Source organism: Rothia mucilaginosa (assembly GCF_049990865.1).
GTDB classification, from domain to species: domain Bacteria; phylum Actinomycetota; class Actinomycetes; order Actinomycetales; family Micrococcaceae; genus Rothia; species Rothia mucilaginosa_I.
Genome location: NZ_CP188231.1, coordinates 1,921,578 through 1,936,560, shown reverse-complemented (window position 1 = coordinate 1,936,560; position 14,983 = coordinate 1,921,578). Strand labels below are relative to the sequence as shown.

Sequence of the window (14,983 nt, the reverse complement as noted above, 5' to 3'; positions counted from 1 at the left end):
TGCCCGGTGAGGCTCACCGGCGCCGTACCCGGCACGCCTATTGACTCGTCACACGGGACTTAAAGGGGCGGGCACGGTATCATTAGAAGAGGTGTGCCTACCAGGATCATGAGGCGGTAGGTCGCCGCCGCGCCGTGAAATCCGGTGCGTATCTTCAAGGCTTTCAAGGAGCACAAAAATGTCAGCTGTCGTGATTGTGGGCGCCCAGTGGGGCGATGAGGGTAAGGGTAAGGCAACCGACCTGCTCGGCCCCCGCGTAGACTACGTGGTCAAGCCCAACGGCGGTAACAACGCCGGTCACACCGTGGTGGTGAACGGCCAGAAGTTTGAGCTGAAGCTGCTGCCCGCGGGTATTCTGAGCGATAACGCCGTCCCCGTGATTGGTAACGGCGTGGTTGTTAACCCTGAGGCTCTGTTCGCTGAGATTGACGGCCTTGAGGCCCGCGGCGCTGACACCTCCCGCCTGAAGATTTCCGCTAACGCACACCTGGTCGCACCCTACCACCAGACCATGGACAAGGTGACCGAGCGTTTCCTCGGCAAGCGCGCTATCGGCACCACCGGCCGCGGTATCGGCCCCGCCTACATGGATAAGGTGGGCCGCCTCGGCGTGCGTGTTCAGGACATCCTGGACGAGTCGATCCTGCGTCAGAAGGTTGAAGGCGCGCTGCGTCAGAAGAACGAACTGCTGGTGAAGGTCTACAACCGCCGCCATGTTGAGGTCGACGAGATCGTCGAGTACTTCATGTCGTATGCTGAGCGTCTGAAGCCGATGATTGTGGACACCACCCAGCTGCTGAACAAGGCACTGGATGAGGGTAAGACCCTGCTGATGGAGGGCGGCCAGGCAACCTTCCTGGACGTTGACCACGGCACCTACCCGTTCGTGACCTCCTCCAACCCGACCTCCGGCGGCGCATGCGTCGGTTCGGGTGTGGGCCCGACCCGCATCTCCCGCGTGATTGGTATTCAGAAGGCGTACACCACCCGCGTGGGTGCTGGCCCCTTCCCGACCGAGCTGTTCGATGAGATGGGCGAGTTTCTGCGCACCACCGGCGGCGAGTTCGGCGTGAACACTGGCCGTCCGCGTCGTTGCGGCTGGTACGACGCCGTGCTGGCGCGTCAGGCTGTGCGCATCAACGGCTTCACCGACCTGTTCATCACCAAGCTGGACGTTCTGACCGGCCTGGATAAGATTCCGGTCTGCGTGGCTTATGACGTTGACGGTGTGCGCCACGACGAGATGCCGATGACTCAGACCGAGTTCCACCACGCTAAGCCGATTTTCGAGTACTACGACGGCTGGACCGAGAACATTTCGGATGCGAAGAGCCTGGATGAGCTGCCTGAGAACGCCCGTAAGTACGTGCTGAAGCTGGAAGAGATTTCCGGCTGCCGTATCTCCGCGATTGGTGTGGGCCCGGACCGCGACCAGACCATTGTGGTTCGCGACCTCATCAACGAAGACTAAGCTCAATAGCTAGATACGTGAAAGCCCCCGGAGGGTACCTTACAGGTGCCCGCCGGGGGCTTTTTGTATGCCGGGTGCGCGCGGTGCATGTGACCGGGCGGGGCGCGTGCCGTATGCTGGAAAGAGCGCCTCGCACACGTGGCGCCAAAGCGTTCAGAGGAGTACAACGATGACCTACATTACCGGAGCCATCTACCCCAGCGGCGACCGCATCCGCGTAGGCGCACCCGAAGAAGAAACTCTCAACGCCTACCAGCAACCCAACACTGCCGTAGCCCTCGGATACGCCAACACCGGCATCCACGAACTGCACAGGCTACAAGAAACCTTCAACCTGCACGAACTCGCTATCGAAGACGCCGGACGAGGCCACCAGCGCGCCAAACTAGAACGATACGGCGACTCCCTCTTCACCGTCGTCCGCCCCGCCATCTACCTCGACAAAGAAGAAGAAGTGCGCCTGAGCGAACTGCACCTCTTCACCGGCCCCCGCTACACCCTCGCACTCGTCCGCGACGAACAACGCAGCAACCAGCGCATCAACGACCAGTTCAACCTGCTCTACGCCACCCCCGACGCATCCCCCGCCCGACTGCTGCACCGCATCCTCGACAGCACCGTCGACGGGTACGCGCCCGTGCTCGACGGACTCGAAAACGACAACGACGAAATCGAAGACATCCTCTTCTCTCCCAGCGAGCGGCAAGAGGCCAACTCCCTCGCCCAGCGCATCTACGAACTGCTCAACCAGGTCATCGACTTCCAGCGTGCCTGCCGCCCCCTCGAATCCATGATCGGCCGCATCATCGAAGGCATACGCACCGGCGCGCTCGACCCCTCACCCTACCCGGACGCATCCGACGAAGAAAAGAACGAAGAAGCGGTCGAGCTCGCCCGGCAATTCCGCAACGTGCTCGACCACGTGGTGCACACAAAAGAACGCCTCGAGGACCTTCGCAGCTCCCTAGAGAACGCCCTGCGCGTGCACGACACCCTGCTCGGTCAGCAGCAGAACGACGACACCAAGAAAATCTCTGCCTACGCGGCGCTACTCATGGTGCCCACCATCGTTGGCTCCGTCTACGGCATGAACTTTGAGGTCATGCCCGAACTCAAATGGGAGTTCGGCTACCCCGCCGCGCTGCTGCTCATGGTGGGTTCCTGTCTGCTCCTCTACTGGTTCTTCAAGAAGAATAAATGGCTCTGATATGCGCGTATGCCGCATAAGGCATACACGATATACCTTATGCGGCACGGTCGTACTGGGCACGCATTGCGCGGCGGCAATCACGACGCTCACGCTTGAACTTCTTACACACAGCCTCCGAATCGGCAAACATGTAGAAGTCCTCCGGCTCAGCCGACAGACCCAAAGTCGACAGCTCAACTAGCGACAGCATCGCGTAGAACATCTCGCGGCGCAGCTCAAAATTGCAGGCACCCGGAGCGGACTCCACCGCAAACACGCCGCCGGTGCACTCCAGCGCGCGCATCGCCCAGTGCTGAGTCCACAGGTCACCATTGACCGGGCTCACGCCCAGGCGAGTCAACGCCAGACCGGTACCCTGCACACGCTCAAAGCGCAGGCACATCTCCAGGTCCTTCTCCAGGGGGAACACGAAGAGCAGAGCGTTCTGTGCCGCCGCACGCAGCTCAGCCAGGTTCGCCTCGTAACCGGAAGCGCCCTGAGTCAGGTGACGCATCACGCGGCCCATAGTCGAGGATGCCGGCGCGGTGCGGAAGCACGAACCGTCAGCCACCAGCTGCTCCAGAACGCCGCGGAGCTCATCCACGTTGAAACGCTCCATACGAACGATGGTGCCCGCCTGCATCAGCAGGTTGAACTCTGCATCACGGCACAGTTGCTCATCTGCGGTGCAGGAAATCTCTGCGTTTGCGTACTGGCTCTCGTGAGTGGTGTTTTCCATGACCGTTCCTTCCGTAGATGCTGAATCAACCTAGCGGCAACACCGCAGGAGACGGCGTGCCCGGTCGGAAGGATCGTCCCTTCCAACACCTACACTCTATGAGCGACCCCTGACACGATAAGCAGTTTTTAATCTACCCCGGGGTAAAACTGGGAAAATTCTGAAAAAATCTGAAACCACCCGTAAAACCCCGCGAAACCCCGTGAAATACAGAAAACCGGGCGCCCCCCACAAGTGGGGAACACCCGGTCACTCATACCGAATCAAGCGGCGCAACTAGCGCTGACGGTACAGTAGCCACAGCATGTACGCGCCACCCAACGCGCCCGTCACCAAGCCCACCGGAATCTGGAATGGCGCCAACGCACGAGCCGACACAAAATCAGCCAGCACCAAAATCACCGAACCCGACAGCGCCGAATGCCACATCGCCGTACCCGGAGTATTCCACAGGCGGCGCGCAATCTGCGGGGCAACCAGAGCCAAGAAACCAATCGGACCCGCAACAGAAATTGCCACAGCCACCAGAAGCACGGCAGCTGCCACCAGCAGGTTCACGGTCCTCTTCACCGGCAGACCCAAACCCGCCGCCAAATCGTCACCGAGCTCCAGTGTGCGCAGCCGGCGAGTCAACAACAGAACCAGCGGAATAGCCACCAGCAGCAGCACTGCCTGAACCGACATCTGGTTCCACGACAGAGCATTCAGTGAACCGTGCTGCCAGGTCTTCGCCGCCTCCGCCTTCTCCAAATCACCGCGCGTAATCAGGTAATCATTCACCGAACTGAGCATTGCACTCACCGCAATACCAATCAGCACCATCTTCTGACCCATCGTCGCGCCACCGCGCGCACCCGCCAGAAGCATCACCACAGCCGCCGTCGCAAAACCGCCAATAATAGCGCCCATGCCCATACCAACACCGGTAGAACTCAACGACCCAATCAGCACCACCGACAGGGCACCGGTCGCCGAACCCACCGTGAAACCGATAATATCCGGCGAACCCAGAGCATTACGCGAAACCGACTGAAAAATAGCGCCCGACAAGCCCAAAGCTGCACCCACCACCACGGCGGCAAGCATACGCGGCAGACGCTGATTCAACACCAGCTGACGCTCAATCTCCGTGCCCTCACCCTGAAAAATCAGGCGAAACACCTGATCAGGGCTCATCTGATAACTACCAAACACTAGGGAGGCGGCCGCCGCCACCATAAGCACCGCCACCACCATCAGGGTACGCGGAATAGGGGTGCGGTAACGCCCCGGAATACGCACAGAACCGGCTACAGAACGAGACATAACGCTCACAATAAAACCTCTCAGAAACCGGGACCTACGAACCAGATACGCCAGCCGAGCCAGATGAACCAGCCGAACCAGCCGAACCACGCAGAACAGGGCGGTGAGCACGATGCGCGCCGTGCTCCGACACGTGAGCCGGGCCCGCCTCCTCGTGCGCCTGCGCCTTCGAACCCATGCGGCTCTTCTTCGCACCGCGCGCACCGGCACTCAAACGCAGCACCAGAACCATCAGCACCGGGGCACCAATAAATGCGGTCACAATACCCACCTCAAGCTCACTGGGCATGACCAGAACGCGACCCAAAATATCGGAGGCAAGCACCAACACCGGGCCGTACACCAGCGACAGCGGCAGCACGCGCGCAATATCGGAACCCACCAGCAGACGCACCACATGCGGCACGACCAGACCCACAAAACCAATCGGACCCGCAATTGCGGTCGCCGCACCACACAGCGCCATAATCGCAATAATCGTCGCGCCACGCACCAGCGTCACCGGCACGCCCAGGCCGGCTGCCGCATCCTCACCGAGCGCCAGGGCGCGCAGGGGACCAATCAGCATGAACGACAGCACCAGACCCAACGCCACAAAGGGCAGCGCCGAGAGCACCTGCTCAAAGGTGCGGTTCTCGAGCGAACCCACCACCCAGAAACGGTGCGAGTCAAAAGCCCTCGAATTAAACATCGTGATAATGCCGGTAATCGTGCCCAGGCAGGCGTTCACCGCCACACCCGTGAGTACCAGACGCGCCGTCGAATCCAGGTTCGGCTTAGAATCCACCAGACCCATGACGAACACCAGCGCCGCCGCCAGACCTGAACCCAGTAGCGCCAGCCACAGCTGAACGAACGGGGAGGACACCCCAAAAACGCCCACACCCACCACTACGGAGGCGGCAGCACCCGAGTTCACACCCAGCAGACCCGGCTCAGCCAGCGGGTTACGGCTCAACGCCTGCATGAGCACACCCGACACCGCCAACGCGGCACCCACCAGCAACGCCGCGGCGGTACGCGGGGCACGCTTCGCCCAAATCAGCTTCGACTCAATAGTGTTCGCCTCCGGGTGGAGGAAACCGTCAATGGAGCGATCCAGGGGGAACATGCGCGAACCCACCGCAAACGACAGGGCGCAAAGCAGCACCAGCAGAACGCCGCCAATAATGAGCGCAACCGCCAGACGCGAGATGGACTTGCCTCCCTGACCGCCCGAGGAGGCGCCAGATAGGGCGTCCGAAGAAGCAGAGAGGGCACGAATTTTCGCCAGGGAAGCTTCGCTGACGGCGGGGCCGGAAGAAGTGGTGGTCTGTTGGGTCATATGCCTTGGAGGTGGTGGGGGAGCGGTGCGCTCCCGGGCGGGCGGAGGATGCTTAACGTATCAATAGATGATTATTAAGTATCGCATATGCATATATGAGGTTATCCTAATAAAATGGCAAATATGACGAACAAGATCACCCGCCGCTCCTTCGGCGCACTCGCACTCGGTTCCTTCGGCGCCCTCGCCCTGGCGGCTTGCGGCTCCTCCAACACTTCCGGCTCTTCCTCCTCCGCGTCCGCTTCGGCGACCGGTAAGAAGGTTGCACCCTCCGCCCTGCCCTCCGGCATGGGCACCACCACCGTTGACGGCGAATTCCCCCGCACCGTCAAGCACTTCCGCGGTGAAACCACCATCAAATCCGCCCCCTCCAAGGTCGTGATTCTCTCCACCGGTCAGCTCGACGGCGTGCTCTCCCTTGGCGTCGTGCCTGTTGGCGCAGCAACCGCCGGTGACGCCGACCTGGTCCCCGCCTACCTGAAGACCAAGTTCTCCAATAAGTCCGCCGAGCTCGCCAAGATCGCCAAGGTCGGCAAGCGCACCGACCCGGACCTTGAAGCCATCGCAAACCTCAAGCCCGACCTGATCCTCATCAACAACACCAACAAGAAGGACGAGCTGTACGAGTCCCTCGCCAAGATTGCGCCGACCGTGGTCACCGAGGGCACCGGCATCAACTGGAAGCAGGACTTCCTGCTGATTGCCGCCGCGCTGGGCACCACCGAGAAGGCTGAGAAGCTCATGGAGGAGTACACCTCCAAGGCGAAGTCGGTCGGTCAGAAGGCTGGTAGCGAGAAGACCTTCTCCTTCCTGTACGCTTCCGCTGACCGCACCCGCATCTTCGCGAAGTCCTCGTTCGTGGGCTCCATCTGCGCGGATGCGTCCCTGGCACGTCCCGCAGCTGCGCAGGTTGAGAAGACCTCCATCGACTTGAGCTCCGAGCAGCTTGACCAGGCTGACGGCGACTACCTGTTCTACGGTGTGCAGGGCGGCGACGAGTCCAAGCTGACCGGTGAGGCACTGTGGAGCACCCTCAAGGCTGTCACCGAGAAGCACGCGCACAGCGTGGATTCTGACATGTTCTTCCTGAACGCTGGCCCGGCTGCCGCGCTTGGTGTTCTGGAGACCATCGAGAAGGCGCTTTAGGTCTTTCATTGTCTCATGTAGAGAATCGCTGAGAACCACTGAGTTCCACTGAGAATGACTGGGAAGCCCCGCATTCTTGCCTCTCATGCCCGCGCATGAGGGTGAGAAGGCGGGGCTTTCTGTGCGCACGCACTTGTTTTCTGCGTGCTGTGTACCTGCTTTTTTACCCACTGGATGCACTCGTGACCGGAATCGGTGCACGCCCGCCCGAAATAGGGTCTAATGGGGGTAGAAGGCGCAGCGGTACCGTTGCCCGCGCCTGACACACCGAACCTTCCACACCGATTAATTCACCGACGAAACGAGCACGTAATGCCGAAGAATAAGCCCTCCGAAGAGACCCTGGCGCAGGTACGCCGCGTCATCGACGCACTCAACGATCGTGGCGCCCGCAAGCAAGCAATCCGCCTCAAAGTGACCCGCCCCGAGGCGCCGCTGCCGCAGACCGCCTCCAAGTTTGGTGGCCGTCCGTACCTGCCCGCCGGGGAGTCTGCGCCGACCAACGAGAAGGGTGAGCCGCTGGGCATGATCGCGCAGATTAACTGTGCTGACCTGCCCGAGAATGACATTTACCCGGCGACCGGTCTGCTGCAGTTCTGGATTAACCCCAACGACGAAGAATGCATGTGGGGTTACGACTACGAGAACCCGCTCTCGCAGAAGAATCACCGCGTCGTCTACTACGAGACTCTGGGTGAGCCGAATCCGGATGCGCCGTTCTCGACTCCCCTCCCGACCGTTGACTGGGGTGATTACGGCTGGCCTCTGGGCCCCGAGGGCGAGGGCGTTTCCGAGGCGACCACCGAGTACGCCCTCGCCTTCGAGACCTGGGAGCAGGGCTTCCTGGACGGCGGCTTCGAAATCTACGACCAGTTCGCTGACGCCTGGGACGAAATGTACCCGGACCAGAAGCTTCCCGAGGAACCGAACGCACGCGATAACGCCTCCTACAACCTGCTGGAGCCCTTCGAATCGGAGGAGAGGGATTACTCGCATATCGGCGGCTACCCTTCGTTTGTGCAGGACGACCCGCGCGACGAGTTCGAGGAGCTGCGCGACCACACGGTGAACCTGCTGACCATCGAGTCGGAGTGGGGCGAGGACGCTGATGAGGGCGTGTACGTGATGTGGGGTGATGCCGGTGCAGCGAACTGGCTGATTACCCCGGAGGCGCTTGCCGCCCGCGATTTCTCGCAGGTCGTCTTTGAGTGGGCTTGCAGCTAGGCACCGTACTACTTTCACATCATCAATGAGGAGAATCTAAGATGCTCGACAACAAGCCGTTCAAGGACATCGAGAAGCAGGCGAAGCACGTTATCGACCTGCTCAACCAGGAAGGCGCCCGCAAGAAGGCTATCGCGCTGAAGCCCTTCGTTCCCGCCGAACCTTTGCCGCAGACTGCCTCCAAGTTTGGTGGCCGCCCCTACCTGCCTGCCGGGGAGTCTGCGCCGACCAACGAGAAGGGTGAGCCGCTGGGCATGATTGCGCAGATTAACTGCGCTGAGCTGCCCGAGAACGATTTCTACCCCGCCACCGGTCTGCTGCAGTTCTGGATGGACCCGAACGACGAAGAATGCTTGTGGGGTTTTGATTATGAGAACCCAACCTCGCAGAAGAACTTCCGCGTTATCTACTACGAGACTCTGGGTGAGCCGAACCCGGATGCTCCGTTCCCCAACGTGGACTGGGACGAGGGCGGCTGGCCCATTGGCGGTTTCGACTGTGAGAGCGGCCCGCTCGAAATTGAATACGGCATGACCTTTGAGGTGCGCGAGCAGGGTGTGACCGCCTCCGGCTACGACTACTACGATGTTTTTGGTGCGAAGTGGGATGAAATCTACCCGGACGAGAAATTGCCCGAAGCGCACGAGAACCCGTACAAGAACCAGGCACGCCGCGAAGCCCTCTACGAGCTGACGGAGCCTTTTGAGTCGGAGGAAGAGTACTCCCATGTGGGCGGATACCCGTTCTTCGTGCAGAATGACCCGCGTGAAGAGTTCAAGGAGCTGCGCGGCCACACGGTGAACCTGCTGACTATCGTCTCTGAATCGGAGAATGAGGAGAACGAAGACGAGGAGATTGAGATCATGTGGGGTGATGCCGGTTCGGCGAACTGGCTGATTACCCCGGAGGCGCTTGCCGCCCGCGACTTCACCAACGTCGTCTTTGAGTGGTCCTGCGGCTAAAGCCCTGCCGCTAAGCCGGGGTTGCCTTCAACGCCGCCTCGGTTAGATACTGACTCGGCTAGCTGCACACCAGGGGAGGGGAATAGAGAATATCTGCTCTATTTCCCTCCCCTTTTATATACCTTTTATTCGGGCACTTCTAAACAGCGCGATACTTACGGTTCTTACTACGCGGCGGAGCCGTCGGGACAATCAGCTTCGCATCCATAAGATCGCGCAGGTCATTCGTAATGGAAGTACGTGAAGCGCCCCGACCCCAATGCTCCTGGATAAACGCCGCGGAAACCGCCTCGCCCTGTGCACGCAGGCCGCGCACAATGCCGGCCTGGCGTTCGCTGAGGCCGTCAAGCGACGCGTCGGCCCCCGCCGGTTCGGCGGTGTCGGCTGAACGTTTGCCTTCGGAATGGGTTGCTTGCTGAGTCTTATCCTCGTGCGCGGTCTTCTGTTCCCTAGAAGACACACCCTGCGGGGGCTGCATCAGAGTGACCTGCACATAGAGTAGACGGTCAGCAAACTGGGGAGCGGGCAGACCCGCATCCTTCAGCGCGCGCAGAACCGTGGGAATACCGGAAGCCCTATTCTCTGCAATCAACCGCCCTGTCCCAGGGTCGGGCAGGTCAGTCAGAATGCTTGCCAAGTAGCTATTGCGGGTTGAAGAAACGCCGGGCTGACCGAAATCTCGGATAGTTACAGCACCGTAAATACCACCCGGGCTACGCACCACCAGGCGGTTGGTGTAGAGCTCAACCTGCACCTGCGAGCCGCGCGCACCAGGGGAGTAGTCGCGGTGCATGAGAGCGTTGACCAGGAGCTCGCGGATAGCCTCCAGTGGATACTCGTAGCGCTCAACCCGCCCGATACCGCTGCTGTTGAGGCCCTCCATCGTGGACGTTTTGCGCATATTGCGAACCAGAACGCCCATAGCTTCATCCAGCATGGAGGGGATAGGCCCGGTACAGCTGTGATTGTCGAGGAAACGTCGACCGTCCTCAGTAACCTCACCAAGCTCTTCACCGGGAAGAACAACAACGCTCATCATCAGCTGCGGGAAGAATGCCTGCGGGTATGAACCCATGGCGAGAAGCGCTCCAAGAGTGGGCACTTCTCGGCCCTCAGAATCGATGCGTAGAATGCGTGCCTGCAGAAGAACCTCACGGTCAGAAAGCGCCGCAAAAACACGAGGCTGCTCCTCGCGCAGGCGAGCGACATAGGCGCTCACAAGGGTGGGGGAGAGGTCTTTGAAGCTTGCCTCACTAATCAGCTCCTCGTCATAGCGGGGCTGACTGCGGTTCTCTAGGAGGCGGTCAATCTCGTACTTAGTCAGGCGAATATCGGCCTCTCCAACACGCTGGTAGGAGCCGTTATACATGCCGTGTGCTTCGATGTAGTAGGGCTTCTGCGTCGGGTCGCCGGGGAGAACATCGATGCGCACGATACGGTGCTGGCCCTCTGCCGCCTCAATATCTACCGCCTCAATGTGAATGTCTACCGGGGGTCGAGGCGTGATCTTGGAACGGATTGCCTCAACGGATGCGTCATGGACTGCCTGCGCGTTGAAACCTTCAATCGACTGTAGACCTTCTGCCGGGTCGGTGAGGCCGAGAAGAATGGTGCCACCGTCGCCGTTGGCGAAGGCGCTAACGGTTTCAAGAACGGATTTGGGGAATCCGCCAGCTGCAGCTTTGACTTCTACCTGTCCGTTTTCAGCCTGACTGCGGCGTAGGTTTTCGATGAGTTCGGCGGTGTTGGTTTCCATGCATGCTCCCGTTGGCTACTTCTTGGTGAACGTCATAGCAACGTCATAACAACATCATAACAATTTCTGTCATGATGTTGTTATAATCCTGCGATGATGTTGATATGATGCGGTATCTTCATCATTCTTTGAATCTTAAAAACCCCGGATTTGCAGGCTAAAACCGGGTATTTCTATCGGTCTATTCGACCGTGCATCATATCAGCCGTCATAACAACTTCTGCTATGACGGCTGATATGATGCCCCGTCATAATCCGCAATAAACGACATATAGGTACCCGCACTTGGTGCACCCCGCCGCCGGTGGCACAGTATAAAGTCGAGCCACTATCGACTCCCCGCACACAGGCGGGCAGATACACCAGGAGCAAACCAATGGCTGAACACACTTTCGGCTTCCGCACCCGCGCACTACACGCGGGCGGCACCCCCGACGCTGAGCACGGTGCCCGCGCAGTCCCCATCTACCAGACCACCTCCTTCGTCTTCAAAGACGCTGACGACGCCGCGAACCTCTTCTCCCTGCAGAAGTACGGCAACATTTACTCGCGCCTGTCCAACCCGACCGTCGCCGCGCTGGAGGAGCGCATCGCCTCCCTCGAAGGCGGTATCGGTGCGGTAGCGACCGCCTCCGGCATGGCTGCCGAATTCATCACCTTCGCGGCTCTGTGCCAGCAGGGCGACCACATTGTTGCTTCTTCGCAGCTGTACGGCGGCACCGTCACCCAGCTGGACGTGTCCCTGCGCCGCTTCGGCATTGAGACCACCTTCGTGCCCGGCACCGATCCCGCCGACTACAAGGCGGCGCTGACCGAGAACACCAAGGCGATTTACACCGAGATTGTGGCGAACCCCTCCGGTGAGGTTGCCGATCTGGAAGGCCTCGCAGAGGTCGCACACGAGGCGGGTATCCCCCTGGTCGTGGACGCAACCCTGTCCACCCCCTACCTGATCCGTCCCCTCGAACACGGTGCGGACATCGTTATCCACTCGGTCACCAAGTTCCTGGGCGGTCACGGCACCACCCTCGGCGGTATCGTCGTCGAGTCCGGTCGCTTCAACTGGGGTAACGGCAACTTCCCGTCCATGACCGAGCCGGTTCCCTCCTACAACGGTGTGTCCTGGTGGGGTAACTTCGGTGAGTACGGCTTCCTGACCAAGCTGCGTTCTGAGCAGCTGCGTGACTTCGGCCCGTCGCTGAGCCCGCAGGCTGCGTTCAACCTGCTGCAGGGTGTTGAGACCCTGCCGCAGCGCATGGACGCGCACCTGGCGAATGCTAAGCAGGTTGTCGCCTGGCTGGTTGAGGATCAGCGTATCGCCTACGTGAACTACGCTGGCCTGGAAGACCACCCGCACCACGAGCGCGCGAAGAAGCTGCTGCCGCTGGGTGTCGGTTCCGTGTTCTCCTTCGGTGTCAAGGGCACCGAGAAGGCGTCCGGCCGCCTGGTCGGTGGCGAGTTCATTGGTGCGCTGCAGCTGGCAAGCCACCTGGCGAACATTGGTGACTCCCGTACCCTGGTGCTGCACCCGGGTTCGACCACGCACCAGCAGCTGACCGCTGAGCAGCTGGCCGCTGGTGGTGTTGGCGAGGACCTGATCCGTATTTCGGTGGGTCTGGAAGACGTTGAAGACATTATTTGGGACCTGGACCAGGCGCTGACCTACGCGACCGGTCTGAACCACGCCGGTGAGCGTGTGGGCGAGTCCAGCGCAGACAAGATTGTGGAGGCTGAGGAGGCGGTTGCCGCCGCTAAGGCCGCCGAGGACGCTGCCGCCGAGGACGCTGCCGCCGCTGAGGCTGCTGCTGGCGCATCCTGCTCCCTGCCTACTACCACTCAGGAGGAAAAGTAATGACTGAGAAGCGTACCTGGGTGGGTCCTTCCGCCCCTGAGCGTCTGAACATTCTGCGTAACACCCGCACCATCGCGATTGTGGGTATGAGTGATAAGATTTCGCGTGCTTCGTACTTTGTGGCGACGTACCTGCAGTCGGCGTCGCCGTACAAGCTGTACTTTGTGAACCCGATTCTGGCTGCGAAGGGCAAGCTTGTGCTGGGTCAGCCGGTGTACCCGTCGCTGCAGGACCTGCCGGAGGTCCCGGATCTGGTGGAGATTTTCCGCCGTAATGAGGACCTGCCGGGCGTGGTTCAGGAGGCTGTGGATCTGGGCGCGAAGACCGTGTGGATGCAGCTGGGCTCCTGGAACGAGGAAGCAGCCGCGATTGGTGAGGCTGCCGGCCTGAACGTGGTGATGGATAAGTGCGTGAAGATTGAGCATGCGCGTTTCCACGGTGGCCTGCACCTGGCTGGTTTCAATACGGGCGTGATTTCTTCGAAGCGTCAGGTGCTGTCGAAGTAAGCAGCCTGTGCTGTATAAGCCGCTGTAGCTTGTAATTACAAAAATTAGGCGCTTGTGAGCGTTTGAACTTGTGAGTGTTTGAAAGAGGGGGGCGTACCCGGGGTGATTCCCGGGTGTGCCCCTCCTTCTATTGATGCTGACACAGCCTATGATGTTGGCACAGTGAGATAAGCAAGCATAAGGTAATCAGGGAAAACGCCCAGATTCCTTGAGAGCGCGTAGCTCCAATGTTATTGTTGTAGTAACAGTCCCCCCTCCGCCTCTGGGTTTACCTAAGCGCATCTCGAGGGGGTCCTTTTTTATGTTCGGTTCTACGGCGAACCGAAGTAAGGAGAGTAGTGGTTTTGCCCAAGGAATCAAGCGTGTTTCTGCCTTCACTGGAAGACCAGAGGAAATACCTTATTGCCAAGGGGTATTTTCCTCAGGGAACGACTCTGAGCGATGATGACCGAGACATGCTGGCATGTTCTAATTTCCACTACCTTCTGGGATATTTTCGTAATTACAGCAAATACAAGAACGAGGGATTTCTGCCTAAGAAGCCAGACATCTCAGATGTTTTAGATATTGTGCGTATGGATGTGGCGGTCTCTTCTCTCTTGTACGGATACATGAGGCAGAGCGAACAGGCGATTCGAGCTGCATGGGTGGACGTATTTTGCACTTATCGTGGTCCTCATGAGTATCTCAACCCGGATGCATATATCTGCATGAATCAGGACAGGCCAGTAGATGCGCTCATTAAAGATATGATGCGGCATATCCTGCGATACCGTGAACCGTATGTTCGTGAGCGTATTGAGGAGTGGTGGAAATCTTGCGCTAAAAGTTCCTCTAAAAATCCCTCTGAAAGCTTGGAAGACTGGGAAGATGTTGAGGCGCTTCGAGAGATGATGCAGAAAGAGCTTCCCCTGTGGGCTGTTGTTGATTCATTTTCTTTGGGACTTCTCTCCCACGCAGTGGTCCAAAGTTATGCTTCAGAAACCTCCGCTGAGTCTGGGGAAGCTGAAAAGTTGCTGCTCTACAAAAAGACCGCAGAGTATATGGGGGTGAACCATAAGCACTTTGAGGGTCGTCTTAAGTCTCTGACCACTCTAAGAAACCGTGTAGCTCATGGTTCTCGCCTCTGGATGATGCCAACGACTGATACTTCTGCAAAGCCTAAAATTTTTGCTAAGGATCTCCGCGAGGCGGACCCGAAAGGTATGTTGGTTAGCTTCGCTAACGTTGCTCTTTTGCAGGGAAACACCCGTCGTCAGAGGGAGGCATGGAAAGCGATAAAAGCTTTAGTGGAGCAGAATGAGAGCTACTGCGTTGGCGTAGGTTCGCAGAAAATCTTCTAAAAACGGCTACAGTTCTGCAGGTGTCTCACATTATGGTGCCGGTGTTCTTATGGGACTAAGAGAGGGGGGCGTACCCGGGGTGATTCCCGGGTACGCCCCTCCTTCTATTTATGCCCGATATAGCGCCTAATGTAGTGCCCAGCAGAGCATTCGGTGCGTTGTGGGC

Annotated in this window: 12 protein-coding genes; 8 read left to right on the top strand and 4 right to left on the bottom strand. The window is 59.3% G+C overall.

What is annotated here, in order from left to right; translation table 11 throughout:
- The first annotated feature begins 178 nt into the window (after window positions 1–178).
- Both ACP3RB_RS07565 and ACP3RB_RS07560 read left to right on the top strand, forming a co-directional pair.
- Window positions 179–1,471 (top strand): adenylosuccinate synthase, encoded by a 1,293-nt coding sequence (locus ACP3RB_RS07565; protein WP_049338292.1) that lies wholly within the window; start codon window positions 179–181, stop codon window positions 1,469–1,471.
- Between the two features lie 169 nt (window positions 1,472–1,640).
- On the top strand, window positions 1,641–2,678 hold the full coding sequence (locus ACP3RB_RS07560) for a magnesium and cobalt transport protein CorA (RefSeq protein WP_304191083.1): 1,038 nt from the start codon (window positions 1,641–1,643) through the stop codon (window positions 2,676–2,678).
- A gap of 37 nt (window positions 2,679–2,715) precedes the next feature.
- On the opposite strand, the gene ACP3RB_RS07555 is transcribed toward ACP3RB_RS07560, so the two are convergent.
- The 3 genes from ACP3RB_RS07555 to ACP3RB_RS07545 form a co-directional block, all read right to left on the bottom strand.
- A complete protein-coding gene (locus ACP3RB_RS07555; protein ID WP_314644965.1) occupies window positions 2,716–3,399 on the bottom strand; it encodes an integrase in 684 nt (227 codons plus the stop codon).
- A gap of 276 nt (window positions 3,400–3,675) precedes the next feature.
- Complete coding sequence (locus tag ACP3RB_RS07550; protein ID WP_426699574.1) at window positions 3,676–4,704, bottom strand: FecCD family ABC transporter permease; 1,029 nt, start codon at window positions 4,702–4,704, stop codon at window positions 3,676–3,678.
- 34 nt (window positions 4,705–4,738) lie between these two features.
- Window positions 4,739–6,028 carry a FecCD family ABC transporter permease gene (locus ACP3RB_RS07545; RefSeq protein ID WP_426698944.1) on the bottom strand — a complete coding sequence of 430 codons (1,290 nt, stop codon included), beginning with the start codon at window positions 6,026–6,028 and terminating at the stop codon, window positions 4,739–4,741.
- A 123-nt stretch (window positions 6,029–6,151) separates the two neighbouring features.
- Here ACP3RB_RS07545 and ACP3RB_RS07540 point away from each other — a divergent pair, with 123 nt between their 5' ends.
- The 3 genes from ACP3RB_RS07540 to ACP3RB_RS07530 all read left to right on the top strand — a co-directional run bounded on the left by ACP3RB_RS07540 (window position 6,152) and on the right by ACP3RB_RS07530 (window position 9,360).
- On the top strand, window positions 6,152–7,174 hold the full coding sequence (locus ACP3RB_RS07540; RefSeq protein WP_426698943.1) for an ABC transporter substrate-binding protein: 1,023 nt from the start codon (window positions 6,152–6,154) through the stop codon (window positions 7,172–7,174).
- Window positions 7,175–7,486: 312 nt separating this feature from the next.
- The gene (locus tag ACP3RB_RS07535) at window positions 7,487–8,398 is read left to right on the top strand and encodes a YwqG family protein (RefSeq protein ID WP_426698942.1); all 912 of its coding nucleotides are present in this window, start codon (window positions 7,487–7,489) and stop codon (window positions 8,396–8,398) included.
- Window positions 8,399–8,439: 41 nt separating this feature from the next.
- Window positions 8,440–9,360, top strand: coding sequence for a YwqG family protein (locus tag ACP3RB_RS07530; RefSeq protein WP_426698941.1), 921 nt, complete (start codon window positions 8,440–8,442; stop codon window positions 9,358–9,360).
- Window positions 9,361–9,499: 139 nt separating this feature from the next.
- On the opposite strand, the gene ACP3RB_RS07525 is transcribed toward ACP3RB_RS07530, so the two are convergent.
- Window positions 9,500–11,116 carry an ATP-binding protein gene (locus ACP3RB_RS07525; protein ID WP_426698940.1) on the bottom strand — a complete coding sequence of 539 codons (1,617 nt, stop codon included), beginning with the start codon at window positions 11,114–11,116 and terminating at the stop codon, window positions 9,500–9,502.
- A gap of 376 nt (window positions 11,117–11,492) precedes the next feature.
- On the opposite strand from ACP3RB_RS07525, the gene ACP3RB_RS07520 reads away from it, so the two are divergent.
- The 3 genes from ACP3RB_RS07520 to ACP3RB_RS07510 all read left to right on the top strand — a co-directional run bounded on the left by ACP3RB_RS07520 (window position 11,493) and on the right by ACP3RB_RS07510 (window position 14,817).
- Window positions 11,493–12,968 carry an O-acetylhomoserine aminocarboxypropyltransferase/cysteine synthase family protein gene (locus tag ACP3RB_RS07520; RefSeq protein WP_308561514.1) on the top strand — a complete coding sequence of 492 codons (1,476 nt, stop codon included), beginning with the start codon at window positions 11,493–11,495 and terminating at the stop codon, window positions 12,966–12,968.
- Complete coding sequence (locus ACP3RB_RS07515; protein ID WP_012904274.1) at window positions 12,968–13,474, top strand: CoA-binding protein; 507 nt, start codon at window positions 12,968–12,970, stop codon at window positions 13,472–13,474. Before ACP3RB_RS07520 ends, ACP3RB_RS07515 begins: the two co-directional genes overlap by 1 nt.
- 338 nt (window positions 13,475–13,812) lie before the next feature.
- Complete coding sequence (locus tag ACP3RB_RS07510) at window positions 13,813–14,817, top strand: Abi family protein (protein WP_426698939.1); 1,005 nt, start codon at window positions 13,813–13,815, stop codon at window positions 14,815–14,817.
- The last annotated feature ends 166 nt before the right edge of the window (window positions 14,818–14,983 follow it).